The organism is Bradyrhizobium sp. Tv2a-2, assembly GCF_000472425.1.
Lineage (GTDB): Bacteria > Pseudomonadota > Alphaproteobacteria > Rhizobiales > Xanthobacteraceae > Bradyrhizobium.
In genome coordinates this window covers 503,633-515,829 of record NZ_AXAI01000002.1, presented here as the reverse complement: position 1 = coordinate 515,829, position 12,197 = coordinate 503,633, and the positions used below count along the sequence as shown (strand labels likewise).

The following is a 12,197-nucleotide window of genomic DNA, read 5'->3' as shown; positions in this document are numbered from 1 at the left end:
AGCGCGGATCATTGTTGAAGGGACGCATGGCTAGATGCTCTCGGTCACGGCTGCGCGCGGCGGCGCTTTCGCCACCGGTTGTGTCGGCATCTTCGGCGCGCCGGGCGCGCGCGAGCCGCGAACGCGGGAGAAGATGTCCTCGGTCGGGCCAAAGGCGATCACCTTCCCATCATAGAGGACCATCGCCATGTTCAGGGCGGCGATCGCGCTTGGACGATGGGATATGACGACGACGATGCTGTTATTCCGGCGCAGGATCTGGATGGCGCGGGTCAAGGCGTTCTCGCCGTCGGTATCCAGGTTGGCATTCGGCTCGTCCAGCACCACCAGAAAAGGATCGCCATAGACGGCCCGCGCCAGCCCGACTCGCTGCCGCTGCCCTGCCGACAGCGACATCCCGCCCTGGCCGATCTGGGTCGAATAGCCCTCGGGCAGACGCAGGATGATATCGTGCACGCCCGCGATCTGCGCGGCCCTAAGCACCGCCTCCGACGTGGCGCTCTCGTCGAAGCGTGCGATGTTCTCGGCAATGGTGCCGTCGAACAGAGCGACATCCTGCGGCAAGTAGCCGACATGGCGGCCGAGCTCCTCGCTGCGCCACTGATCGATCGCTGCGCCATCAAGCCGGACAGTGCCCCCCCTGGCCGGCCATATTCCGACAAGCGCCTTGGAGAGCGAGGTCTTGCCCGAGGCGCTAGCGCCCAATAGTGCCAGTCCAGTGCCGGCCGGGAGCTTGAAGCTGATATTCGACACGATCGGGGTATCGGTGCCCGGTGCTGAAACCGTGAGATCCTGCACCGACAGCTCCCGGCTCGGACGCACCAGCGCCACCGCCGGCAGCGGAGGTCTTGCGGTCGCCTTGCAGACCGCGCGCAACCGGGCCATGCCCTGGCGTGCCGCGACAAGCTGTTTCCAACTGCCGAGCGCGACCTCGACCGGCGCCAGCGCGCGACCCATCATGATCGACGAGGCGACCATCACGCCGCCCGAAGCCTTGTCGGACACCACGAGATAAGCGCCAATCCCCAACATGCCCGACTGCAGCACATAGCGCATCACCTTGGCGCCCGAGCCGAGATTGGCAAACAGATCGCTGGCGCGAATGTTTTCCCGTAAATAGCGCTCGTTGACCCGCGACCAGCGCGTCTTGAATCGATCCGCCATCCCGAGCGCCTGGATCACCTCGGCATTGCGCTGCGTGGCGTCGGCAAGCACCTGGCGCTGCGCGCTCGAATCCATCGCCGCCTTGGCGGCCCCGCGCGACAGGCGCTCGGTCAGCAATGTCATGGCTATGATCGAGACTGTCCCGAGCAAAGCGGTCAGGCCGATCGCCGGATGAAACATGAACAATGCCAGTAGGAAGACAGGGATCCACGGCATGTCCAGAAAGGCGGTCGGCCCCATGCTCGACATGAAGGCGCGGATCTGGTCGAGATCGCGCAGCGGCTGTTGCATCGCCAGCGGCTTGGCGCCACGCAGCGGCAGCGTCGCTAGCGCGGTATGGATCGCCTCCTGCAGGCCGACATCGAACAGGGTCGCGACCCGGCACAGCATGCGCGAACGCAGCGCCTCGAAATATCCCTGCATCAGATAGGCAAACAGCACCATCGACGAGAGACCGAACAGCGTCGCAAGATTACGGCTCGGAATCACCCGGTCATAGACCTGCAGCATGTAGAGCGAGCCGGACAGCATCAAGAGATTGATCACGCCGCTGAATACGGCGATGCCGACCATGCGCCGCCGGCTGTCGCGCAAGCCGCGCGATACCGGATCGTCCGCTGCCGGTGCTGATGATGGGCCCGCCGCTGCCGCGAGCGACGGTGTTTGCAAATGCTCCTGCACGACACTCATCCCGTGCATCTCCCCCCTGATGAGTTATCGCTGGTCGGTATATTTCCTGACAGCCGATGCGGACCATTTTCCGGCAACAATTGGACTTGAAGGGCAATGGCTCGAAAAAAATCACTCGCGGGGAGGTTGAGCGCGAAGGCGGCGACCTTGCCGAGGCTTCGTGCAGATCCACGACGTCCCGTTACGATAAAAAAATTCCGGCACCACTCTAGATAGTTGCGTGCAAGCTGCGCCGCATGTCGTGCGTTGGCGTCATAGAATCGTCGGTCTATGACCTTGCTTCTGCACGCATTGGCCGTTGTGTCGGCCGAATGACGCCACGAAGCTAAATAAACCTTGATGCCGTTGGGTCGATTGACGTTGGCCGGTCTTTCCTTCGGTCAGGCTGACGGCGCAATGAAGAACGGGGAAAAACAATGAAGCGCTTCGCGAACGACACAACTGGCAGGGCATCTGCGGAGCAGACCTGAAGATCGGCCAGTCACGAATCACCCGCGCGCCAGATCCGCCGATCGTCCGATTCAGCTTGGGCAGAGCTGCTTGGACGGCGTTTCGGCGCGTGCCGAATAACAAGGAGAGAGGCTTTCGTCGCCGATTCCGGCGATTCCGTATCTGGGGGGACAGCGAGTTGTATAGGCGTAAGAACGGCTTTCTGCAGCGTACCGCGTGGCGACTGTCGGGCGACGATGGCTTGCGACCGCGCGGCATGTGTGAGACGGCCAGGCGACATGCCGGCGGCGAAGCGTGGGCCCTCCACGAGAGCAGGAGGGATCGGTGAGACGCCGCAAGACCGACTACGGCACGGTCATCCTGCACTGGCTGCTCGTCGCGGCGACCGCCGCCGCGTTCATCAGCGGGCTGCGCATCGCGTCAGAAACGCCCGATCGGACCTGGATCAACCTGCTCGATGCAATTCTGCCGTGCACCAGTGTCTGGACCCTGCACATCAAGTCAGCAGTGGCGCTGACCGGTATTGCGCTCGCTTACGCGATTTACCTGGCACGCTCCGGTCTCACACGCCGCGTTCAGCTCGACAAGATGAGGCTTCGCGGACTCGTGGGACGCAGGCGGGCGCGGCTTGCGGCTGTCAGCGCACTTCTTACCTGGGGCTTTTTCGCAGCCATGCTGATTCTAATCGCCAGCGGGGGGCTGCTTTATTTCGGTCTGTTCGCCGGCTTTACCGTCACCACCGCACACTGGCTGGCAAGCTGGGCCATTCCGGCGTTCATCGGCCTTCACGTTCTTGTCCATGCCTGGATCGGCGGAACGTCCCAGCTCTTTCGCATCATCAGGCCCGGCCCGCTGCCGCCACCCCCGCCCCGGCTGGATGCAGTCGAGCTTCTGACCATGCTCGTCGAACAAAACGCGCAGGCCGGTACGGAGGCGAAGGTACCACTACAGCCGACAGCGCCTGACGGTCACGGCAAACATGAACCACGACGGCGGCAGGCGAGCGGCGCCTCGCGCGAGCGGCGGCGACGGAACGTGACACTGCAGACCAATCCGCTTCTGGTCGCCGCAGCCGCAGCAATGACCGCGACTTGGATCCTGCTCGCGACGAATTGGCTGGTCGTCGACACCTTGCGCATCCACCGCATCGCCAGCGCCGACGCGCCGGTTCTCGACGGCGACACCTCCGATCCGGTCTGGCGCAATGTCGAGCCGCTCTCGCTCATGACCAATCAGGGCGGCAATTTCGACGGCAAGGGCGAGTCCAGGGTCCAGATCCGCGCGGTGCACGACGGCACCTGGGCCTATTTCCTGTTCACCTGGGAGGATCCGACACGCTCCCTGAAGCAGCTGCCGCTGATCAAGCGGGTCGACGGCTGGCACCTGCTCCATGACGGCTACGAGCGTGGTGACGAGCGTGCCTTTAACGAGGACAAGTTTGCCGTGCTGTTCACGACACTCGACGCTACGCTAGCGGGCGACCGCACCTTCCACGCCAGCCCGCGTCCGATTCCCGATGCGCCGGCGACCATGAGCGGGCGTGGCCTGCATTACACGATGGTTGAAGGCCTCTATGCCGACGTGTGGCAATGGAAGGCGACCAGCGGCGGCCCAACCGGGTGGATGGACGACGACCATTTCGGCCCGCCGCTCGAACCCACCGCAACGCAGGTCAGCAATCGCGCGCCCTATCGCGGCGGCTTCGACCATGACCCGGGCACGGCAAATTACAGCGACAATTTTGTGCCGCCGTCCGATCCGAAAGGCGGCAATGGCTTCGTCAGGCCGCTGCGACTGCCCAAGGATATGGTGGCGACAGGCAATGCGATGGGGCTGATCAATCTCGATCCGGATGTCGGCGAAAGCGACGGCGCGCGCTGGTTCATGACGGAGGCGGAGACGGTGCCCTACACGCCGGAACTCGACCGCGCGATCCCGGTCGGCACCGTCGTTCCCGGCGTCATCGTCTCCGGCGAGTACAGCGGCGACCGCGCCGACATTCGCTGTGCGGCCCGCTGGGCGTCCGGACATTGGGCGCTCGAGGTGGCGCGCCGCCTCGATACCCACAGCCAATACGACGTGCCGCTCAAGAGCGGCGTCTTCATGCGGGTCGCAGCCTTCGATCACAGCGAGATCAGGCATACGCGACACGTCCGACCTATTCGCATCGAGGTAGAGTAATGCCGAAGACTTGCAAGGTTACGTTCAACGGCGAGACGTTCTACGCCAATTGCGGCGACATGCTGCTGGATGGCGCGCTGATGAGTGGGGTCGAGATGCCGCACGATTGCCGCAGCGGCGTTTGCGGCGCCTGCAAGGTTCGTCTGGTCAACGGCAAAGTCTACGGCGGCACGGATGCGAGCGGTGATACGATCTATGCCTGCCAGGCGCGTGTGATCTCCGACCTCACTTTGGAGGCGGAACCGACGCCTGATCCGACATCGGCAATGGCCCGCGTCGTCGACCTCGTGCGGCTCGCGCCCGACGTCGTCGGCGTCACGCTCGAGCTGCCGCGACCATTTGCCTATCTTCCCGGCCAATATTGCAAGCTGCAGTTTCGCGGCTTCCCCGCGCGCTGCTACAGCCCGACCTACCCGCTTCAGGGCGCTCCGGACGATCGCCTCCTGCATTTCCACATCCGGCGCCTGCCGAGCGGGGCCGTCTCCTCCGCGCTCGGCAGCAAGATCCGCATCGGCCATCGTGTCCGGCTGTCCGGCCCTTTTGGCAGCGCCTTCCACCGCCCCAATCACCTCGGCCGCATCGTGATCGTCGCGAGCGGCACCGGATTTGCGCCGATGTGGTCGGTGGCGGTCGGCGCGATCACCGAGCGGCCGCAACGCGATCTCGTCCTCATCGTCGCAAGCCGCAAGCTGCAATCGTTCTACATGGACGGGGCGCTGTGCCGGCTGGCGCTGTTTCCCAACGTCACCATCATCCCTGTCGTGTCCGAGCAGCAGAGCGTCTCCTCCGTGCTTCGCAGCGGCCGGCCGACCGACTATCTGCCGGATCTCTCGCCGTCGGATCTCGTCTACACCGCGGGCGCACCGGCCATGACCGAGGCCGTGGCGAAGATCGCGGCCGCTGCCGGCGCCAGATGCTACACGGATCCGTTTGTATCGAACCCCGGCGAAGACGAGCAGGCAGGCCTGATCGCGCGGGTGGTCGGCTGGTTCGACGGCTCACCGCGAAAGAACGAGGATGAGTTGCACGCGGCCTAGCGACGGTGGTCGTTGACCGCGAAACGACTCAGTACAGGACTTGCCAAGCGAGGATGGCTCCATGACGAAGATCACCTTCATCGATCGCAAGAACCATATCCGCAGCATCGACGCCGACAACAACTCCTCGGTCATGCGCGCGGCCGTCAGCCACGGCGTCAAGGGCATCGCGGCGGAATGCGGCGGCAACGGCATCTGCGCGACCTGCCACGTCTATGTCGACGAGACCTGGCTCAAGAAGCTCGGCCCCGTCGGCGAAGACGAGGACACGCTGCTCGACAGCACCGTGTCCGCGCGCCTTCCCAACAGCCGGCTGTCGTGCCAGATCAGGATCACGCCGGCGCTCGAGGGCCTGACGCTGCGCTTGCCGGAGCGGCAGACCTGACGACAGCAGGCCGCTAAAGCGCGATGAGATTTGGTTGAATCGTCATCGCGCTTTAGGTCTTTGATTGAGCATGATCTTTTCGGAAAACCGCCACACACTTTTCCGGATCATGCTTTAGCCGGCGGCGTCGCCGAGAACGACCTTCTTCACCCAGACCTTGTTGTCATGGAAGGCGGCGCCTCCGATCGGCGCGACGGCCTCCGCACCGGTCAGCATGTTGATGCCGCGGCCGCCGATGTGATCGCTGTTTGGGTGCACGGATTCTGCGATCAGCACGCCACGCCGCACGCCATCGAAGAATTTCGCGACCAGCGTGGTCTCGCCGCGCATATTGCCGAGCGTCACGACATCGCCATCGGCGATACGAAGGCTCGCGGCATCGAGCGGGTGAATCATCACCGTCGGTTTGCCCTCGCGCGCCTGCGATGACGGTGTCTCGTTGAAGGTCGTATTGAGGAAGCTGCGCGAGGGGCTGGTGGCGAGACGGAACGGGTGTGCCGAATCCACGTCTTCGATGACCGCCCAGTGATCGGGCAGCGACGGCATCTTGTCCGCATCGCCCATCACATTGCCGAACGGCGGATGCGCCCAGTCGACCCTGAAATGGAATTTCTTGTCGGCATGTGCAAAGCCGTCGAGATAATGCGAGGTGCGGAAGTCCGGCTGCAGATCACGCCAGATATCGGCCTCCAGCCCCTCGATATCGCCGTGTCCGCTCTTCTTCAGCGTGGCATCGATCAGTTCCCGCGGCGTCATCTCGAAGCCGGGGTGCGCGGCTCCAAGCCGCGGCGCAAGAGCCTGCAACACCTGGTGATTGGAACGGCATTCGGCCGGCGGATCGATCAGCTTCGGGCCGACCGAAATGTGCTGGTGACCGCCGCCATAATAGAGATCGTCATGCTCCATGAACATCGTCGCCGGCAGCACAATATCGGCCATCTGCGCCGTCTCGGTCATGAACTGCTCGTGGACCGCCACAAACAGGTCTTCCCGCCCAAATCCCTGGCGGACCAGCGCCTGCTCGGGCGCGACCGTCACCGGATTGGTGTTCTGGATCAGCATTGCCTTGACCGGGCCCCCGCCCCGCAATGCCTCGGCATCGCCTGTCAGCACGCGGCCGATCTTGGATTGGTCAAGCTGGCGGATACCCGGGTCGATCGCGTCGTGGCCTTCGATGACGGATTCGTCGAATCGCCAGAGCGCGGCGTTGTTGAAGAACGCGCCGCCGCCTTCATATTGCCAGGCGCCGGTCACCGCCGGAATGCATGCGGCGGCATGCATTTGCGTGGCGCCATTGCGGCTGCGGGTGAAGCCATAACCGAGGCGGAAGAAGGTGCGCTTGGTCTCGCCGACAGTGCGCGCGAATGATTCGATCTCGCTGACCGGCACGCCGCAAATCGCCGAGGCCCATTCGGGCGTGCGGGATTGCAGATGCGCCTCGAGCTCGGCCGGGCAATCGGTGTATTTTTCGAGGTAGGCGCGATCGGCAAAACCCTCGCGAAACAGCACATGCATCACGCCGCAGGCAAAAGCGCCGTCGGTGCCGGGCCGCAGGATGATCTTGATGTCGGCCTGCTTCATCGTGTCATTGTTATAGACGTCGACCGCCGCGATCCTGGCGCCGCGCTCCTTTTTGGCGCGCGAAGCGTGCGTCATCACATTGACCTGGGTGTTCACGGGATTGGTGCCCCAGATCACGACCAGGTCGGACACGCCCATCTCGCGCGGATCGACGCCGGCGATCTTGCCGGTGCCGACCGCAAAGCCGACGCGGGCGATATTGGCGCAGATGGTGGAATAGAAGCGCGAATATTTCTTCACATGGGTCAGCCGGTTGAGGCCGTCGCGCATCACCAGCCCCATGGTGCCGGCGTAGTAGTAAGGCCAGACGGCTTCGGACCCGAATTCGCGCTCAACCTGATTGAAGCGCGCCGCGATCTCGTCCAGCGCCTCGTCCCAGGATATGCGCGCGAATTGCCCGGAGCCCTTTGGCCCGGTGCAGCGCATCGGGTACATCAGCCGCTCGGGATGATGGATGCGCTCGGCGTAGCGCGCGACCTTGGCGCAGACCACGCCGGCTGTGTAGGTCTGCCGCCTGGAGCCGCGCACCCGGCCGATGCTGTTGCCGTCGATCACCTCGACATCGAGCGCGCAGGCCGATGGACAGTCGTGTGGACAGGTGGAATGGCGGATGCTGAGGCCGGCGTGCTTGTTCATGGCGAGCAGCAGTAGCATCAAATATTTAGGGAGCCGAGCGTATTTATCCGGCAGTCCACGCGCAGTTTGGGCGCAAGCTATGCTTCTCGCGCCGCAACAGGTTCCCGGGGCAGGCTGAAGCGCCGGCTTCCGCAAGGTAGCGCTACCGAACAATCAACAACCAAAACGTGCATTCGACGGATACCGGCATAGTCATGCGCGATCCCGCTCGCAGCGAGTTCGCGCCCGGGCATCGCGAACCCAACGCGACCAAGCGCGCCCCCCAAAGCTTCAGTGCGTGTTCTTGCCCACCACGAATTGATACATGCCCAAAAAAGTCTCGGGATGATCGGCTTCGAAGCGGCACCACTGATCCAAATTGGCCTCATCGGCTGCACCCGGAAACTGCTTATGAAATCTTTCGATCACCGTCGGATCGCTGAAGGGTTCGAAGGCCAGGAAAGACAGATCATTATCGTTCAGAAATGCAGCGATCTGCGGGATAGTGAAGTGATGTTCCATGACGTTAAACAGCAGGTCTCGGCAGCCGCTCATGCTATAGAAATCTTTCCCGTCAATCAGCATTTTCCATTGGTCCGCCTCGTGGATGAGGTCCTGGCGACACCTTCTTATGTCGCCGGCTGTGGCGCGATAACCGCGCGCCGCGATGCGGGCGCGGGCCTCCGTGATAAGGCGGCGCGCCAAATTGCTGTATAACCCGATGCACATCCTGCCACCCGGTCGCAGCAGCGAGACCAGCACGCGCCACCCCACCGTCGGCTCTGCAAGATGATGGAGCACACCGACCGACTCAATCCTATCGAACGTGCGTTTGATCGTGCCTAATTCCAGAATATCCGCTTGTGCATACTCGATATTGCGCAAGCCCAGTTCTCGTGTCTTTCGGCGCGCGTAGGCGAGACTGTTCAGACTGACGTCGACCCCGAGCAAACGGGCGTTCGGATAGACTTGCGCGACCTGAACCGCGTGCAAGCCGGTGCCGCAACCCGCGATCAGAATATCCAGTTCGGCTTGCCGTTCCGCTGTCGGGATGATCCTTCCCCGCGCCTGATCGGCAGCGAATGCGTTCAGCGGGTTGGTGGTCCAGCGCGGATAAGGATTTTCCTCGTATTGGCGCATCACTTGCAATGATACGCTGTCCTTGATGGGGGCGAGTGTCGCAATGGCGGTGCGATCGCCCGCTTCCTCAAGCGGCTCGCGGAGCTGCATCTGTAACAGGCCGGCCACGGTCGCGGGCCAATCCCGGCGCAGAAGCGCTTCCGCCATTGGCATGGCATGAAGTGGGAAATAGCTCGCAACTACCGCTAGCGTGAGTGGAGTTATGGCGGCCCCTGACGCCAGATTCCGCAGCAATCGATCGCGCAGTACGCGCGCAAGTTCGCTTTCCGCGCTAGCCTGTACATAGACATATTCGTTAATGAAGCACTGCTGAGCAAGTGCGCAAGCAAAGGCGACTATATCGTCGTCGCTTTTGTCGTTATCTTCGCCCTGCTCACCTATCAGCCGGAGCAGCTCGGCGCGAGCATATCCCAACAACAATTCAAGTTGCACGCTTGGCAGCGTCGTCGCCTCCATGGCACAGCGGAGGAAGCGGTCGTTTGCAAGCGGGACGATTCCTTCGGTGCCGAACAATTCGACGTTTGTTATCGGTAGCGGCCACTTGCTGGCAATCCTCGCAACATACGTGGCGATGACAGGACTTTGCAAGATGAAGGTCACGGCCTTCTCGTCCATGCCAAGCGCAAGCGCTCTGCTGAAATGTGCGATCGCTTTGGAGCGGTTGCCCAACGCCTGGTACGAATTGCCAACGTTGTAGTGGCAAGCGGCGTCCACCTCGTCCGAAGCAATCGCTTTCGCGAACATCTTCACTGCGGCCCGGTGATCGCCGGATGCCTGCGCCATCAGGCCCAGAAGATTCAGGCCCTGCACATGTGCAGGCTCGCGCGTGAGAATTTGACGGCAAATCTCCTGTGCTTCGTTGATGCGGCCCACCCGGTACAAACGGCTTGCCTCAGCGGCGAGGTCGACAATGCTGACGCCCGGCAAGCCGAAGGCAAGGGCGTTTGGTTTCCTTGCGGACTCGTCGCGTCGCTTATTGGCCGCACGTCGTTCTTTTCGGTTCATGTCCCGTCAACTGGTCCAATCTGTAACACGCCGCCGAACCGCACACCGAAAAAAGCAGCGGCTTGGGGCTGCGCATAACTTCACGCCCGACAGGCATAGGGCCGATCGCGCTTACAGCCAAGGATAATCTGCTGATGGACGGCGGACGCCTCTTGGGCCGGCTAATGCTCTCGCCAGCGCCAATCCGTCATAGGTCCGCGCGGTGTCAAACGCGCCGGTCAAGCCTCTGGCCTAACTTCGGACATGTCCTGCGCCCCACAAATAGGTGGCGAAGTATGACAGCGGTCATTGTGCGACCACCTTCTCGATGTCGGGCAATACCCACTTCTTCTCGAAAAATGATTGCTCCGGACCGTAGAGGCGAAACAGCACCTCAAAGCCGCTGCCAGCAACCGTTGGCACCCAGTTCGTCTCCTTCCCAGCCGGCGCCTTCGGCCCGAAATAGATATCAACCGAACCGTCTGTGTTCTTCTGCAATCCGACGTTCTGCGACGAGCGGCTCGCGCGCGACTGGTCGCGGATAAGGGCGTGGGTGACACGGTCGTAGACGGTCGCCGACCAATAGAGCTTGACAGGCGCGTTGGCTGGCACTGTCAGCCGGTAAGTCTTGCCGCCATCGAAATGGTCGCCGTCCTTGTCTTTGATCGTCATCAGGTAGAATTGACCTTCGCCGAGATGCTTCGGCGAGAAGAAGGCGAACGTGAAGACGAGGCCGCGGCTGTCGAGTGGGTAACTATCCGGATCGGTATATCCGCTCGGTGCCGCCTTGATATAGTCGGGCAAGGCGGGCAAAGCCCATCGGCTGGATTGGAAGAATGGATGAAAGAGACCTTCATATCGGTTTTCGAACCACGCATGCGCCTCGCGTGCGGCGCCGTTGAGGATCGCTTGTGTCGAATGATCCGGATTGAACGGCTTGCCCTTCTCGATCCCGATCGATCTCAACTGGTCGATCATCGCTTTGTCGCGGGTCAGCCACGGTTCCGCCTGCACGACGCGATCAAGTGACTGGTAGAAGCGCACGTCGTAGGGAATCGTCGCGTCATAAACGACATCGATGGCGTCGACGAACGTTGTCGGCGGCGGGCTCGCCGCTTGGGACAGGGGATAGACCTTGATGCGCCGGCCATAGGCGGCGGCCTTGGCGACATCGGCATTGCTGCCGCTTTTCAAGATCGACCGCAGCAGCGCGTACGCCCGATAGGTCACCGATGGGAGGATGATATAGCCTTCAGGCACCTTGTCTTTATAGTCCGGCGGCAGGATCAGATACTTGCCGCCCGCGCCCTTGTCTACGCCGGCCGGGCCGACGTCCTCGAGCGGCATCTGCCAGCCGTCCATGATGGTGCCATTGATCGAACCTTCGTCCGCGGGCGGAATTTCGATGACGACCGGCCCGACAGCTTTCGTATTGATGAAAGGCATCAGATAGATGGAATCGGGGTTTGGCGTGAGCGTCTGGTTCTTCCAGTCGGGCAAACGAGACCAGTAGACTATCTGGTTGTAGCTGCCCTTGGTCTCGCGAACCATCGCCTGATACATCAGGTCGAGATTGACCGCAGGCATGCCCCAAATCATGGCTTCGACCGCGCGGCTCTCTACTAAGCGGCTGTCTGCATCATTCGGGGACGTCTGGGCCTTGGCGGCCGCAATCGACCCCAGCAGCATAAACGCGATTAGAGTCGCTCTCATCTGATCAGCCCTCCGATATCCCCGGCCTACAGAGAAGATTAGCTTACTGATTTAGGGTTGCAACTTGCGCAATAAGCCCATGAGGAGTTTAACGGGCCGAGATGTCTGAGTTGGGCAAAAAGCGGTCGCCAGGATGTGCTTGGGGCCATGTCCGCATTTCCTCTGAAAGTGGTCGTTCGGCGCTTGCAGGACCAGATCGCGACCGCAAGTCGAAGTCGATGCACGCTCGCGAGGCGCTGCTCCATGACAGCAGCGCC

At 62.3% G+C, this 12,197-nt stretch carries 7 protein-coding genes; 3 read left to right on the top strand and 4 right to left on the bottom strand.

The annotated features are described in order from the left end of the window. Window positions 1-30: 30 nt before the first annotated feature. On the bottom strand, window positions 31-1,737 hold the full coding sequence (locus A3AI_RS42285; protein WP_051382317.1) for a type I secretion system permease/ATPase: 1,707 nt from the start codon (window positions 1,735-1,737) through the stop codon (window positions 31-33). 891 nt (window positions 1,738-2,628) lie between these two features. On the opposite strand from A3AI_RS42285, the gene A3AI_RS0106020 reads away from it, so the two are divergent. The 3 genes from A3AI_RS0106020 (at window position 2,629) to A3AI_RS0106010 (ending at window position 5,907) form a co-directional block, all read left to right on the top strand. Beyond that, complete coding sequence (locus tag A3AI_RS0106020; protein WP_024514708.1) at window positions 2,629-4,485, top strand: ethylbenzene dehydrogenase-related protein; 1,857 nt, start codon at window positions 2,629-2,631, stop codon at window positions 4,483-4,485. After that, window positions 4,485-5,522, top strand: coding sequence for a 2Fe-2S iron-sulfur cluster-binding protein (locus A3AI_RS0106015; protein WP_024514707.1), 1,038 nt, complete (start codon window positions 4,485-4,487; stop codon window positions 5,520-5,522). The genes A3AI_RS0106020 and A3AI_RS0106015 overlap by 1 nt, the downstream gene beginning before the upstream one ends. 61 nt (window positions 5,523-5,583) lie before the next feature. Beyond that, a complete protein-coding gene (locus A3AI_RS0106010) occupies window positions 5,584-5,907 on the top strand; it encodes a 2Fe-2S iron-sulfur cluster-binding protein (protein WP_024514706.1) in 324 nt (107 codons plus the stop codon). Between the two features lie 114 nt (window positions 5,908-6,021). Here A3AI_RS0106010 and A3AI_RS0106005 read toward each other — a convergent pair whose 3' ends face one another. The 3 genes from A3AI_RS0106005 to A3AI_RS0105995 form a co-directional block, all read right to left on the bottom strand. Further along, the gene (locus A3AI_RS0106005; RefSeq protein WP_024514705.1) at window positions 6,022-8,124 is read right to left on the bottom strand and encodes a molybdopterin oxidoreductase family protein; all 2,103 of its coding nucleotides are present in this window, start codon (window positions 8,122-8,124) and stop codon (window positions 6,022-6,024) included. A 270-nt stretch (window positions 8,125-8,394) separates the two neighbouring features. Next, window positions 8,395-10,248: a class I SAM-dependent methyltransferase gene (locus A3AI_RS0106000; RefSeq protein ID WP_024514704.1), complete on the bottom strand. Its 1,854-nt coding sequence runs from the start codon at window positions 10,246-10,248 to the stop codon at window positions 8,395-8,397. Between the two features lie 285 nt (window positions 10,249-10,533). Continuing rightward, entirely contained in the window at window positions 10,534-11,940 is a 1,407-nt protein-coding gene (locus A3AI_RS0105995) for a DUF1254 domain-containing protein (protein WP_084800837.1), read from the bottom strand. Window positions 11,941-12,197: the final 257 nt, after the last annotated feature.